We start from the raw sequence: 14,767 nt of genomic DNA, 5'->3' as shown, positions 1-14,767 counted from the left end.
AGATGGCAGGTGCAAAAGAGATAAAAACCAAAATTGCCAGTGTACAAAGTACACAAAAAATTACTAAGGCAATGGAAATGGTGGCAACCTCGAAAATGCGTAAAACGCAAGATCGTATGGCTGCTTCTCGTCCGTATTCTGAAACAATACGAAATGTTATCAGCCACGTCTCTAAAGCAACTGTTGGTTACAAACACCCATTTTTAATTCAACGCGAAGTAAAAAGAGTCGGGATCTTAGTGGTCTCGACTGACCGCGGAATGTGTGGCGGTTTGAACATTAACTTGTTTAAAACTGTGATGACAGAAATCAAACAATGGAAAGATAAAGGTGTTACTGTTGAATTGGGCTTAATTGGCTCAAAAGGTATCAGCTTTTTCCGCTCATTAGGATTACCTATTCGTGCACAACTTTCCGGTTTGGGTGATAATCCGACAATGGAAGACTTAATTGGTGTTGCAAACGGTATGTTTGGTAGCTATAAAGACGGAGAAGTAGATGCAGTTTATATTGCCTACAATAAATTCGTTAATACAATGGCGCAAAAACCTGTTTATCAACAATTAATCCCATTACCGGCATTAGAAACCGATAATTTAGAGAAAAGACAAAGTACCTGGGATTACCTTTACGAGCCAGAGCCAAAAGTCTTATTAGACAGTTTGCTTACTCGTTATTTGGAATCACAAGTGTATCAATCTGTGGTAGATAACCTTGCTTCCGAGCAAGCTGCTAGAATGGTAGCAATGAAAGCGGCAACTGATAATGCAGGTAATTTAATCAATGACTTGCGATTAGTTTACAATAAAGCCCGTCAAGCAAGTATTACAAATGAATTAAACGAAATCGTCGCCGGCGCGGCAGCGATTTAATGAAAGAGGAACGGTAATGTCAGCAGGAAAAATTGTACAAATCATCGGTGCGGTGATTGACGTTGAATTCCCACAAGATGCAGTACCAAAAGTTTACGATGCATTAAAAGTTGAATCAGGTTTAACCCTTGAAGTTCAACAACAATTAGGTGGCGGTGTAGTTCGCTGTATCGCATTAGGTACATCTGACGGCTTAAAACGTGGCTTAAAAGTAGAAAATACGGGTAACCCGATTCAAGTTCCAGTAGGGACTAAAACGCTAGGTCGTATTATGAACGTATTAGGTGAACCAATCGATGAGCAAGGTGAAATTGGCGCGGAAGAAAATTGGGCTATCCATCGTCCAGCACCAAGCTACGAAGAACAATCTAATAGTACGGAATTATTAGAAACTGGTATCAAAGTTATCGACTTAATTTGTCCATTCGCAAAAGGTGGTAAAGTGGGTCTATTCGGTGGTGCGGGTGTAGGTAAAACTGTTAACATGATGGAATTAATCCGTAATATCGCGATCGAGCACTCAGGTTACTCTGTATTTGCGGGTGTAGGTGAGCGTACTCGTGAAGGTAACGACTTCTATCATGAGATGAAAGATTCTAACGTATTAGATAAAGTATCATTGGTTTACGGACAAATGAATGAGCCACCAGGTAACCGTTTACGTGTTGCGTTAACCGGTTTAACTATGGCTGAAAAATTCCGTGATGAAGGTCGTGATGTATTATTCTTTGTGGATAATATCTATCGTTATACCCTTGCTGGTACTGAAGTATCTGCGTTATTAGGTCGTATGCCATCTGCGGTAGGTTACCAACCGACATTAGCAGAGGAAATGGGTGTGTTACAAGAACGTATCACTTCAACCAAAACAGGTTCTATCACCTCTGTACAAGCGGTATACGTACCTGCGGATGACTTAACTGACCCATCTCCGGCAACAACCTTCGCGCACTTAGACTCAACAGTTGTATTAAGTCGTCAAATTGCGTCTTTAGGTATTTATCCTGCGGTTGACCCATTAGATTCAACTTCACGCCAATTAGACCCACTCGTTGTTGGCCAAGAGCACTATGATGTAGCGCGTGGCGTACAAGGTATCTTACAACGTTATAAAGAATTGAAAGATATTATCGCAATTCTTGGTATGGACGAGTTATCTGAAGATGACAAACTTGTGGTAGCACGTGCACGTAAAATTGAACGTTTCTTATCACAACCATTCTTCGTTGCTGAGGTATTCAACGGTACTCCAGGTAAATACGTTTCTTTAAAAGAAACTATCCGCGGCTTTAAAGGTATTTTAAACGGCGAATACGATCATATTCCAGAACAAGCGTTCTACATGGTCGGTACAATCGACGAAGCGCTAGAAAAAGCCAAAAATATGTAATCACTTCAAGTCATTTGAAGGAGAACAAAAATGGCGACATTTAACCTAATAATAGTCAGCGCAGAGCGAAAAATCTTTGAAGGTGCTGTGAAACAAATCCAAGCAACAGGTGTGGAAGGTGAACTTGGTATTTTACCAAACCACACTCCTTTGATGACGGCGATTAAGCCAGGGATTGTTAAATTCACCCTTGAAGATGGCAATGAAGAAGTTATCTATGTTTCGGGCGGCTTCTTAGAAGTTCAACCTAAAGTAGTAACGGTACTTGCCGATGTTGCAATTCGCGGTAGCGAGTTAGATGCAGATCGTATTCGTGAAGCGAAACGTAAGGCGGAAGAAAATATAGTGAATCACGCAGTTGATGTAGATCATGATTTACTTGTAGCTAAACTTTCTAAAGAGTTAGCGAAACTTCGTGCTTACGAACTTACTGAAAAACTCGTTAAATCAAAACGATAAGATAATGATAATAAAAAAGAGCGGTTATTTTGACCGCTCTTTTTGTTTTTCTATCGTAAGAAATATCGATACGCTTTACTTTCACTAACATCTTCATAAACATAGCCGAGTTCTGCTAAAGCTTGTTCAAATTCTTCGTTATCTTTTTCGCCTAATTGGAAAGCCGCAAGAATATTACCGTAATCGGCTCCATGTGCACGGTAATGGAACAATGAAATATTCCAACGTTTACCCAATATCTCTAAGAATTTAAGTAAAGCGCCTTTTTGCTCTGGAAATTCAAAGCTATAAAGTCGTTCATGATGATTAGAAACTCGTCCACCCATTAAATAACGCACGTGAGTTTTGGCGATATCATCATTAGACATATCTTCTACATCAAAGCCATTTTTCGTTAACTCAGCAATAATTTCCGCTTTTTCAGATTCATTGACCGTGCGCACACCAACAAAAATACAGGCCTTTTGATTATCTGCATAACGATAACTAAATTCTGTTACTGCACGGTTACCAATAACATGGGCAAATTTTAAGAAACTACCTGGTTGTTCCGGCATAGTTACCGCCAATAAAGCTTCACGGTTTTCACCTATTTCGCAACGTTCTGAAACATAACGTAATGTATGAAAGTTAAGATTGGCACCGGATAAAATTGCTGCCATATTTTTGCCTTGAATATTATGCTGTTTGACGTATTTTTTCAGACCGGCTAAACCTAACGCACCAGATGGCTCTGATACCGCACGCACATTTTCGAATAAATCTTTCATTGCTGCGCAAACTTCATCGCTGTCTACCAGCACCATACCGTCTAAATATTTTTGACATAAACGAAATGTTTCGTCACCAATACGTTTTACCGCTACACCATCAGCGAATAAGCCAACATGTGCTAAATCTGTAGGTTCACCTTTTTCTAAAGCAGCATTCAAACAGGCTGAATCTTTGGACTCGACACCGATGATTTTAATTTCTGGTATAAATTGCTTAAGCAAAATTGCTACGCCTGCAGCTAAACCACCACCGCCGACTTGTACAAACACATAATCCAAATCTGCCACTTGTTGTAGCATTTCCATCGCTAACGTGCCTTGTCCTGCGATCACTAATGGATGATCGAATGGTGGAATAAATGTCATATTTTTTTCTTTTGAAAGCTCAATCGCTTTTGCTTTGGCTTCATCAAAATTAGCACCGTGCAACAACACCTCTCCACCAAAACCACGCACTGCATCTACTTTAATACTCGGGGTATTTTGTGGCATAACAATTAATGCTTTTAAGCCTAATTGTTTCGCTGATAATGCCACGCCTTGCGCATGGTTACCTGCAGATGCCGCTATTACGCCTGCTGCTTTTTGTTCTGCTGAAAGGCTAGAAATCATTGCGTAAGCACCGCGTAGTTTAAAACTATTTACTGGCTGACGGTCTTCTCGTTTAATCCAGATATTATTGTGCAGTCGTTCAGAAAGTTTTCCCATTTTTTGTAAAGGGGTCACTTGTGCGGCTTCATATACGCGTGAACCAAGTTTAATAATGGCATTGATATAATCTGATTGAGAAGGTTGAGGATTGGTGAGTAGGTTTTTCATAGTGTTTGTTTTGATGATGAAGTGCGGTTAGTTTTTCCTTTGTTTTATCCCCCTCTTATAAAGGAGGGGGAACCATTAAATTATTTTAATAATGTTTTATCGCGTACCGCACCTTTGTCCGCAGAGGTGGCGAAGTGACCGAATACTTTTAATGCGAAAGATACTTCACGTTCACGGTTAGCAGGCTGCCAACCTTTTTGATCTTGTTCAGTTCTGCGTGCTGCGAGTTCTTCATTACTGATTTCTAAGTTAATTGCACGATTTGGAATATCAATGTTGATCATATCGCCATCGCGTACTAAGCCAATTGCACCGCCAGAAGCAGCTTCTGGTGAAGCGTGTCCAATAGACAAGCCTGATGTACCACCAGAGAAACGGCCATCCGTTAATAAAGCACATTTTTTGCCCAAGCCCATCGATTTTAAGTAACTGGTTGGGTATAACATTTCTTGCATACCTGGTCCGCCTTTAGGGCCTTCGTAACGGATAACAACAACATGCCCTTCTTTGACTTTGCCACCCAAAATGCCTGCAACCGCATCTTCTTGGCTTTCAAATACTATAGCAGTGCCAGTGAATTTCCAAATAGATTCATCTACACCGGCGGTTTTAACGATACATCCGTCTTCAGCGAGATTACCGAATAATACGGCTAAGCCACCTTCTTGCGAAATTGCGTTTTCTTTGTTGCGAATACAACCGTTTACACGATCATTATCGACGGTATCCCAACGGCAATCTTGTGAGAATGCTTGAGTTGTTCGGATGCCTGCAGGGCCTGCACGGAAGAATTTATGTAATTCTTCATCTTGATTGCGAATAATATCGTATTGGTCTAGTTGTTCTCCTATGCTCATTCCAAGCACGGTGTGTGTATTTTTATGAATTAATCCTGCGCGATCTAATTCACCCAACAATCCCATAATACCACCTGCACGGTGTACGTCTTCCATATGGTATTTATTGGTGTTTGGTGCAATTTTGCTTAAACAAGGTACTTTGCGCGATAAACGGTCAATATCTTCCATTTTAAAATCTACGCCCGCTTCTTGAGCAGCTGCTAATAAGTGTAAAACGGTATTACTTGAACCACCCATTGCGATATCGAGGCTCATTGCATTTTCAAAGGCATCAAAAGTACCGATTGAACGAGGCAATACGCTTGCATCATCTTGTTCGTAATAACGTTTGCAAAGCTCAACAATTTGACGACCTGCTTTTAAGAATAATTCTTTGCGGTCTGCGTGAGTGGCTAACATGGAACCGTTGCCAGGTAAAGATAAACCTAACGCTTCAGTTAAGCAGTTCATTGAGTTAGCGGTAAACATCCCTGAGCAAGAACCACAAGTTGGGCAAGCGCTACGTTCAATGACATCAATTCGTTCATCTGACACATTCGGATCTGCCGCTTCAATCATCGCATCAACCAAATCTAAGCGAATTAATTGATCAGAAAGTTTGGTTTTACCCGCTTCCATTGGGCCGCCTGAGACAAAAATTGTTGGAATGTTCAAACGCATTGCTGCCATTAACATTCCTGGGGTGATTTTGTCACAGTTGGAAATACACACCATCGCATCAGCACAGTGCGCATTAACCATATATTCCACGCTATCTGCGATTAAATCACGGCTTGGTAAAGAATAAAGCATTCCGCCGTGACCCATTGCGATACCATCATCCACCGCAATGGTGTTAAATTCTTTTGCTACACCGCCTGCTTTTTCAATTTCTGCGGCAACAAGCTGTCCCATATCTTTTAAATGCACATGCCCAGGCACAAATTGGGTGAAAGAGTTCACCACCGCAATAATCGGTTTACCAAAGTCATTTTCTTTCATTCCTGTCGCACGCCATAAGGCACGTGCGCCCGCCATATTACGACCTTGTGTACTGGTCGCTGAACGTAGTTTTGGCATAAATAATCTCTCCGAGTAAATTTTAGGGTTTGTTTTTATTTTCCAGATAAAGACTGAATTGCATAAAAAGGTAATGAGATAATTGCTAATGGTACAAAAATAATCATTGCCGCTGATGCTCGTCCAGCTACTGTAATGTTATCCTCTGTTGCTTCAGCACTGAATCTTTTTTCTTGACGATATTCTAAGTACTTAGTTTCCAAAGGTTTAATCAATTTGGCTTTTTTTAAAATCTCATTTTTATTTTTAATATCAACAATTTCACCATCTTCCATTCTAAAAAATATATTATGCTCCTGCATATTGTAATAATTTTGTCCATAGAGCTCATTAGATTGCTTTTGGGTAAGCTCTTTATCATTAAAATATAGTGTTAATGTAGCTTTCACTTTGTTTTTTTCAACATCTTTAGCGATAGAATGAATTTTCACAGATGATATGTTTTTTACATAAGGTGATCGTAAGATACGAATTAAATCTCCAGTTTCACTATATTTTGAACCGGCAAAGTGATAACTATTAAGTTGCCCTATAGCATAAATGTTGTCTTCTGCTATAAAGAAAGAGTGTATTACTTCTTTTTGAGAAGATAGTTCTTTATCTTGTAATGAAGTGCATCCAAATAGTACGAAAGTAATAAGTAACTCCAATAACAAACGTATATTTTTCATTATTTTATCTCCAGCACATCTGGCAATTTCGCCAACTGATTCACTAATAGATCTAAAGTGCGGTCAGATTTTACAGTGATTTTTAACCGCACTTGGGTTTCAATTAGTGTCATTTCCATCGTTGTAACGGTGAACCCGCGGTGGCGTGCTACGCGTAAAATGCGTTCTAGTACTTCAGGACGATGGCGAGCGATGAGTTCCAGTTTATATTCATTCATTAGTTCATCTCCTCTACCATATCCGCGTTACATGCACCCGGTGGCACAAGTGGCCATACACATTCATCCGGTGGAATACATACTTGTAATAAATAGGCTGTTTCACTATTTAATAAACGATTAAGTGCCGCATCTACATCATCAGCGCACTCAATGCGTTCAGCCGGAATATCAAAGGCTTTCGCTAACATCACGAAATCAGGGTTATCTTCTAAAATGGTTTCAGAACGGCGTTTGTTCCAGAAAAGGTCTTGCCATTGACGTACCATACCTAGGCGTTGGTTATCTAACAGCAAAATTTTTACGGGTAATTTGCCGCGTTTGATTGAACCCAATTCTTGAATGTTCATCATTAATGAGCCATCGCCTGTCACTAAAATCACTTCATCATGAGGACGGGCTTTTTTCGCGCCCACCGCTGCAGGTAAACCAAATCCCATGGTGCCGAAGCCCGCGGAGGTAATATAGTTTTCTGGTGCGAAATGACGCATATGTTGCGCAGACCACATTTGGTGTTGGCCCACATCGGTACAAATCACCGCATTTTGAGGTTTACGCTGTGAAAGCGTGTTGAGTAATGACCAAGGGTCAATTGGTCGGTTACCAGCATTGTCGATGTAAGTGAAATCGAGTTTGGCTTTCAGCGCTTGAATATGTGCACGCCAATCATCAATCGCAAGTGGGATGCTTAAAGCCTCTAAGGCTTGAATTAAATCACCCTGAAGGGCAACATTTGCCACACGAAGTTTATTGATTTCTGCTGCATCAATATCACAATGGATCACTTTCGCGTGTGGCGCAAAACTATCTAATTTACCCGTTACACGGTCATCAAAACGCGCGCCGCATACTAACAATAAATCACATTCTTGTACGGCAACATTTGCAGCTCTTGTGCCGTGCATACCAATCATGCCCATATAAACGGGATCGGTTGGGTCAATTGAGCCTAAACCTTTCAATGTTGAAACAGATGGCATTTGGGTGATTTGTAGGAATTTTTTGATCGCTTGTGTAGCTTTCGCCATGCCTACACCACCGCCCACATAAAGCACCGGTTTTTTCGCTTGCGCCAATAATGCTTTTGCTTCAGCTAATTTTAATTCTGAAAGTGCGGTTGGTTTTACGGTTGGTTTGACAATAGGTTTGATATGTTCTGGTACATTGCTCACTTGGATGTTGCGAGGCACATCAATGAGAATGGGACCAGGTCTGCCACTTTGTGCAATTTGGAAAGCAGAGGCAATAATTTCGGGGAGTTCTTCGATGGATTGCACAATGTAGCTGTGCTTGGTGCAAGCAAGAGATAAACCTAAAACATCAGCTTCTTGGAAAGCATCGGTTCCGATAAGGGGAGCTGCTACTTGGCCAGTAAATGCTACGAGAGGCACAGAATCAGCAAAGGCATCACCTAAACCTGTAATTAAATTGGTCGCACCTGGGCCTGACGTTGCGACACATACGCCTACTTTGCCTGTAGAGCGTGCATAACCAATTGCGGCTATTGCGGCACCTTGTTCGTTACGACAAAGGAGATGGTCAAGACCTGAGTCATAGATGGCATCATAGGTTGGCATGATTGCCCCGCCTGGGTAGCCGAAAAGATCGGTTACACCGTGCGCTTTTAAACATTCGATAATGAGTTGTGCGCCTGTCATGTTGCTTCCCGTTTTTATGATTATTAAATAATTTTATGAATATTGAAGTTCAGCATTGTAGCGGAATTTTTCACCTTTGGTTAGGTTTTCGCGAAAAAACAGATGAAAAAAACACGATAACCAAGATTATCGTGTTTTTTGATAAGAAGTGCGGTCAGAAAACGTAATGTTTTCTACGCACAAAATTAGAAGCCTGCTTGTTTTTCTAATTGTTCAATAAGCGCATCGTCTAAGCCTAACGCTTTTGCTAAGTCTGCTAAGAAAATGATTTCTTTGCGAGATAAATCTTTACTTACTAAACGAGCAGCTAAGTATACATTGCTTGCAAGTGCAGTATCGTTGCCTACAAGACGAGCAATTTCGTTGATAGAAATTGGATTTTGAATTTCTTGTGCAAGCCATTGTGCTAATTCAGGGTTGTTACCTGCTTCGTTTTCAATAGTTTGTTTTTCATCTTCAGTAATTTCACCGTCTGCTGCCGCTGCGGCGATCATGGTGCGTAAAATTAATTCGCCTGCATCGACATGGCTTGATGAATTTAGTACATCAAATGCATTTTCTGAGATGTTTGGTTGGCTGTTTTGTTGGGATTTTTGATAGTTTTGGTAAGCTTGGTAAGCAAGGTTACCTAAAACGGCAAGTGAGCCTAATTTTGCTAAGCTTGCGCCACCGCTACGGCCTAAAATCATCGATAAAATACCACCTAAGGCTGCACCACCGCCTACTTTGGTGAGAGAGTCGATAGTTTGGTTGCCTGTTTCAAGTTTGCTTGCAGAGTTTTTAGCCACATCTAAAACTTGATTTAAAATGCTGTTGAGATCCATAAATGTTTCCTTTTGGTTATTAATAGAGATTAAATTCCGCCTTTAGACAGTGATATTAAAAAAAAATTCATTATTTTTAACCGCACTTTAAATCAAATTCTTGACTAGGTTTTAGAATTCACTATATTGAAACCTTTCTTCATTCAAAAGGAACTTAATATGACGCAGTCAAACGCAAAGCGTGAGACCTTTTCTGGTCGGAAGGCATTTATTATGGCGGCGATTGGATCCGCTGTTGGCTTAGGAAACATCTGGCGTTTCCCTTATACTACTTATGAAAATGGTGGTGGTGCATTTATTATCCCTTATCTTATTGCACTTTTAACCGCTGGTATTCCATTGCTTTTCTTAGATTACGCAATTGGTCATCGCCATCGTGGTGGTGCCCCGCTTTCTTATCGTCGTTTTAACCCGCACTTTGAGGTGTTTGGTTGGTGGCAGGTGATGGTCAATGTTATTATCGGGCTTTACTATGCAGTGGTATTAGGTTGGGCGGCAAGCTATACCTATTTCTCACTTAATTCTGCATGGGGTGATCAGCCGATTGATTTCTTCCTACATGAATTTTTAAAAATGGGTGAGATCAGCAATGGTGTGAGTTTTGAGTTTGTCGGCATGGTAACAGGTCCATTAATTGCTGTATGGTTAGTGGCGTTAGGCGTGCTTTCTTTAGGTATTCAAAAAGGGATTTCTAAATCTTCAGATATCTTAATGCCTGTTTTAGTCGTAATGTTTGTGGCATTGGTAGTTTATTCTTTATTCTTACCAGGTGCAGAAAAAGGCTTGAATGCGTTATTTACACCAGATTGGTCAAAACTGTCTAACCCAAGCGTGTGGATTGCAGCTTATGGTCAAATCTTCTTCTCTCTTTCCATCTGTTTCGGGATTATGATCACGTATGCATCGTACTTGAAGAAAGATTCTGATTTAACAGGTAGCGGCTTGGTTGTCGGTTTTGCAAACTCAAGTTTTGAAGTACTTGCAGGTATCGGTGTATTTGCGGCATTAGGTTTCATCGCAACCGCACAAGGCGTAGAGGTGAGCGAAGTGGCAAAAGGTGGTATTGGTTTAGCCTTCTTTGCATTCCCAACTATTATTAATAAAGCACCATTCGGTGAAGTGTTAGGGGTATTATTCTTCGGTTCATTAACTTTTGCGGCATTAACTTCATTTATCTCTGTTATTGAAGTAATCATTTCAGCGATTCAAGATAAACTCCGTTTACGTCGAGCAAAAGCGACCTTTGTTGTTGGTTTACCAATGATGGTGGTGTCAGTCATTTTATTTGGTACTACAACCGGTTTACCAATGCTTGATGTATTCGATAAATTTGTGAACTATTTTGGTATTGTTGCAGTGGCATTTGTTTCATTAATTGTGATTGTAGCAAATGAAAAACTAGGCTTATTAGGCAAGCACTTAAATCAAAGTTCTTCATTTAAAGTGGGCTTCCTATGGCGTTTATGCATTGTCATCACCACCGGTATTCTCGCCTTTATGTTATTCAGTGAAGGTGCGAAAGTATTTACAGAAGGTTATGAAGGCTATCCAAGCTGGTTTGTCAATATCTTTGGTTGGGGAATGGCAATTTCGCTAGTGGTCGTTTCATTCATTCTTTCTCGTTTAAAATGGAAAAATGAAGAGAGCCTCAATCTTGAAGAAAAAGGAGAATAAAAATGACAGGTATTGCAATTGCAATGATGATTGTGGCGCTTCTAGTGATTTGGGGCGGCTTGATCTTTTCCTTAATCAGACTTCCAAAAGAAGAAAAATAAGGTCAAAATTGACCGCACTTTGAAATAAGTAGGGCGTGCTGAGCACGCCCTTTTTTGTTATTTCGATAAATCGATTTGATATACTGCAAATCCCACTTCATCAGTGCCGACTTTCTTCATTGGATATTGTGCATTATCTTGAATGAATTTTGCAGCCTGTTCGCTTGGCGAGGTTTCAAAACGCACATCTAATTTATCGTTACCTTTAATCGGTGCAAAACGCCAGTTTTTATCCGCACTTGGGTTTACATGGCCATGTTTTTCACTTTCTGCTTTGATGTAATCCGCAAGGATTTGGCGGTTTTCATCAGGAGAAGCGTAAACAATGTGTGCATCGCCAGTGCCAGGGAAGTTATTACCGTAAGCACGATAGTTGTTAGTCGCAATTAAGAATTCTGCTTTTGGATCAACCGGTTTACCTTGGTAAGTTAAATTCACCACGCGGTGTGAGTTCGGGTTAATCAATTTGCATTCGCCGTCATAACGTGGTGGTTGAGTCAGGTCGAATTCATAATTTACGCCGTCAATCACATCATAGTTATAGGTACGGAAACCTTCCCAATCAAGTAACGATTGTGGTTTGTCGCTTGTAGGGTCGATTTGTTTAAACATACCCGCGCTACATTCTAACCATTCTTTCAGCTCTTCACCGGTTGCTTTCACCACAACTAAGGTATTTGGATAGAGGTATAAATCTGCTGCGTTACGGAAGGTTAATTCACCTTTGTTAACTTCAGTATAGCCCGTTGGGTCATTTTTACGTCCACCCGCTTTAAATGGTGCGCCTGCACTTAAAATTGGTAAGCCAGTCATTGCTGCAACACTTGGTGCCACTTTTTCAACATAAGCTTTTTGCGCTTGGTTCACAATTTGAATAGTTGGGTCATCTTGCACTAACGCTAAGTAGCTGTACATGTTATCGGTCGCTTTACCGATTGGCTGTGCCACAAATTCACGGGTGGCTTCATGCACAGGTTTTAAAAGTGCGGTCAATTCTGCGTCACTTTCTGTGGTCGCTTTTTTGTTTTCTGCATCGTAAATTGGACGAAGTACCGCTTTACCATCAGCCACTAACCATTTGCCGTTGTGTTGAGCAAGGGTTAAGTCGATTACACTGATGTTATTTGCCCAGTAGCCAGCCATACTTTCAGGTACGCCTTTTACGGTACCTTTAGCAATATCTGCATTTGGTGATTTGGCGAACTCTTTATTTGGGAATAAACGGTGAGAGTGACCGAAAACAATCGCATCAATGTGTGGTACATCAGCAAGGTAGAATGCAGAGTTTTCTGCACCTTCTTGATATGGCTCATCAGATGGGCCAGTGTGTGCAAGTGCCACAATAATATCTGCGCCTTTTTGTTTCATTTCTGGCACATATTTTTGTGCTGTTTTCACGATATCGCGAGTTTCAACTTTGCCTTGTAAGTTCGCTTTATCCCACACCATAATTTGTGGTGGTACAAAACCGATATAACCGATGTTTAGTTTGTGCTTTTTACCTTGGCTATCCACCACTTCTTTGGTTTGAATCACATAAGGCGTGAAATATGGCTCCTCAGTACCAACTTTTACTACGTTAGCATTGATGATAGGGAATTTCGCTTGTTTAATCGCATCGGCTAAATAATCTAAGCCATAGTTAAACTCGTGGTTACCTAATGTCCCTACTTCATAGTGCATTGCATTTAAACAATCTACGGCTGGGTTTGATTTGCCTTCTTTATAACCTTTAGCTGCTTGATAGTCAGCAATTGGGTTACCTTGAATTAAGTCACCGTTATCAACTAAAACGCTGTTTTTCACCTCTTGACGTGCTTGACGAATCAAGCTTGCTGCACGGGTAAAACCGAATTTCTCAGTAGGTGCATCTTTGTAGTAATCGAAGTCAGTTAAAAAACTGTGAATATCGGTCGTTGCTACAATACGTAAATCGACTTGTGTATCGCTTTTCGCAAAAGCAAAACGGCTAGTACTTAACGCTAAAATACTGCTTGCGCCAAGTTGGATGAAATCTCTTCTGTTGATCATATGAGCTCCTGTTATGTAAGAATCGGCAAGATTTTAAAGCTCTTTTATATATAAAGAAAGCGCAATATAAAGTTATGAAATGAAGTGTGATATGCATCACAAAATAAGGGATTGAATTTGGTTGCAAAACTTCACGTTTGGGACAAAAATAGAACATCCAATCCGCTAAAAATTAAGTTATTCACAGTAAGGTAGCCCGCATTTATTGATGGCATCCGATAAGGAGAGCGCTATGGCTTTTAATCTTAAAAATAGACACTTATTGAGTCTTGTTCATCATTCAGAACGCGAAATTAATTATTTGTTAGATTTATCACGTGATTTGAAACGTGCTAAATATGCAGGAACAGAGCAGCAACAACTTAAAGGTAAAAATATTGCACTTATTTTTGAAAAAACCTCAACTCGTACTCGTTGTGCTTTTGAAGTCGCTGCTTATGATCAAGGTGCTAGAGTGACTTACATTGATCCAAACTCCTCTCAGATTGGACATAAAGAAAGCATGAAGGATACAGCTCGAGTTCTTGGGAGAATGTATGATGCGATTGAATATCGGGGCTTTAAACAAAGTACCGTGCAAGAACTTGCGGATTATGCAGGTGTGCCGGTGTTTAATGGTTTAACGGATGAGTTTCATCCTACACAAATGCTCGCGGATGTTCTTACGATGATTGAACATTGTGACAAGCCACTTCGTCAAATTAGTTATGTGTATATTGGTGATGCACGTAATAACATGGGGAATTCTCTTTTACTAATTGGATCAAAACTAGGGATGGATGTGCGTATTTGCGGTCCCAAAGCTTTATTACCAGAAGCCGGTTTTGTTGAGATGTGTGAAGGTTTTGCTAAAGAAAGTGGTGCATGCCTTACCGTAACTGAAGATATTGATAAAGCAGTAAAAGGTGCCGATTTTGTGCATACTGATGTTTGGGTTTCAATGGGCGAACCATTAGACGCTTGGGCAGAACGCATTAAGTTATTGCTTCCTTATCAAGTAACGCCTGAACTCATGAAGCGTACGGGTAATCCAAAAGTAAAATTCATGCACTGTTTACCTGCATTCCATAATAGTGAAACGAAAGTGGGTTGCCAAATTGCTGAAAAGTATCCTGAATTAGCAAATGGCATTGAAGTGACTGAAGAGGTGTTTGAATCGCCGATGAATATTGCATTCGAACAAGCAGAAAATCGTATGCATACGATTAAAGCAGTCATGGTTGCGAGTTTAACTTAGGAAGGAGCTAGATAAACTGGTATATTTATTCATCATCTCATTTTAAGGATAAAATATTTCCATACTTTTGTAGTTTTATTTTTATGTAAAATTTAAATTTATTTTTTGATAATGATCACGT

General features: G+C 40.3%; 13 protein-coding genes. 6 read left to right on the top strand and 7 right to left on the bottom strand.

Annotated elements, in window-relative coordinates:
* Window positions 1–2 precede the first annotated feature (2 nt).
* Genes atpG through DPV97_RS07225 form a run of 3 tightly spaced genes read left to right on the top strand, consistent with a single transcriptional unit; the run spans window position 3 to window position 2,721 of the window.
* Complete coding sequence (atpG, locus tag DPV97_RS07235; protein ID WP_070713325.1) at window positions 3–872, top strand: F0F1 ATP synthase subunit gamma; 870 nt, start codon at window positions 3–5, stop codon at window positions 870–872.
* A gap of 16 nt (window positions 873–888) precedes the next feature.
* Entirely contained in the window at window positions 889–2,262 is a 1,374-nt protein-coding gene (gene atpD, locus DPV97_RS07230; protein ID WP_049364245.1) for a F0F1 ATP synthase subunit beta, read from the top strand.
* Between the two features lie 30 nt (window positions 2,263–2,292).
* Complete coding sequence (locus DPV97_RS07225) at window positions 2,293–2,721, top strand: F0F1 ATP synthase subunit epsilon (protein ID WP_005699104.1); 429 nt, start codon at window positions 2,293–2,295, stop codon at window positions 2,719–2,721.
* Window positions 2,722–2,771: 50 nt separating this feature from the next.
* Here the strand turns inward: DPV97_RS07225 and ilvA are convergent, their stop codons facing one another.
* The 6 genes from ilvA to DPV97_RS07195 form a co-directional block, all read right to left on the bottom strand.
* On the bottom strand, window positions 2,772–4,313 hold the full coding sequence (gene ilvA / locus DPV97_RS07220; RefSeq protein ID WP_070713328.1) for a threonine ammonia-lyase, biosynthetic: 1,542 nt from the start codon (window positions 4,311–4,313) through the stop codon (window positions 2,772–2,774).
* An 80-nt stretch (window positions 4,314–4,393) separates the two neighbouring features.
* Window positions 4,394–6,232, bottom strand: a complete 1,839-nt coding sequence (ilvD, locus tag DPV97_RS07215; RefSeq protein ID WP_070713330.1) for a dihydroxy-acid dehydratase — start codon at window positions 6,230–6,232, stop codon at window positions 4,394–4,396.
* A 35-nt stretch (window positions 6,233–6,267) separates the two neighbouring features.
* A complete protein-coding gene (locus DPV97_RS07210; protein ID WP_046943106.1) occupies window positions 6,268–6,903 on the bottom strand; it encodes a hypothetical protein in 636 nt (211 codons plus the stop codon).
* A complete protein-coding gene (gene ilvM / locus DPV97_RS07205) occupies window positions 6,903–7,121 on the bottom strand; it encodes an acetolactate synthase 2 small subunit (protein WP_070713331.1) in 219 nt (72 codons plus the stop codon). Before ilvM ends, DPV97_RS07210 begins: the two co-directional genes overlap by 1 nt.
* Entirely contained in the window at window positions 7,121–8,779 is a 1,659-nt protein-coding gene (ilvG, locus tag DPV97_RS07200; protein WP_070713335.1) for an acetolactate synthase 2 catalytic subunit, read from the bottom strand. The genes ilvM and ilvG overlap by 1 nt, the downstream gene beginning before the upstream one ends.
* A gap of 185 nt (window positions 8,780–8,964) precedes the next feature.
* The gene (locus DPV97_RS07195; protein ID WP_070713337.1) at window positions 8,965–9,603 is read right to left on the bottom strand and encodes a tellurite resistance TerB family protein; all 639 of its coding nucleotides are present in this window, start codon (window positions 9,601–9,603) and stop codon (window positions 8,965–8,967) included.
* A 159-nt stretch (window positions 9,604–9,762) separates the two neighbouring features.
* On the opposite strand from DPV97_RS07195, the gene DPV97_RS07190 reads away from it, so the two are divergent.
* Window positions 9,763–11,277 (top strand): sodium-dependent transporter, encoded by a 1,515-nt coding sequence (locus DPV97_RS07190; RefSeq protein ID WP_070713340.1) that lies wholly within the window; start codon window positions 9,763–9,765, stop codon window positions 11,275–11,277.
* A 2-nt stretch (window positions 11,278–11,279) separates the two neighbouring features.
* Entirely contained in the window at window positions 11,280–11,378 is a 99-nt protein-coding gene (locus DPV97_RS07185) for a methionine/alanine import family NSS transporter small subunit (protein WP_075875915.1), read from the top strand.
* A 57-nt stretch (window positions 11,379–11,435) separates the two neighbouring features.
* On the opposite strand, the gene cpdB is transcribed toward DPV97_RS07185, so the two are convergent.
* Entirely contained in the window at window positions 11,436–13,409 is a 1,974-nt protein-coding gene (cpdB, locus tag DPV97_RS07180; RefSeq protein ID WP_070713343.1) for a 2',3'-cyclic-nucleotide 2'-phosphodiesterase, read from the bottom strand.
* Window positions 13,410–13,641: 232 nt separating this feature from the next.
* On the opposite strand from cpdB, the gene DPV97_RS07175 reads away from it, so the two are divergent.
* Window positions 13,642–14,646 (top strand): ornithine carbamoyltransferase, encoded by a 1,005-nt coding sequence (locus tag DPV97_RS07175; RefSeq protein ID WP_070713344.1) that lies wholly within the window; start codon window positions 13,642–13,644, stop codon window positions 14,644–14,646.
* Window positions 14,647–14,767: the final 121 nt, after the last annotated feature.

Source organism: Haemophilus parainfluenzae, from assembly GCF_003253005.1.
GTDB classification, from domain to species: Bacteria; Pseudomonadota; Gammaproteobacteria; order Enterobacterales; family Pasteurellaceae; genus Haemophilus_D; species Haemophilus_D parainfluenzae_M.
This window is presented reverse-complemented; position numbering and strand designations above follow the sequence as displayed.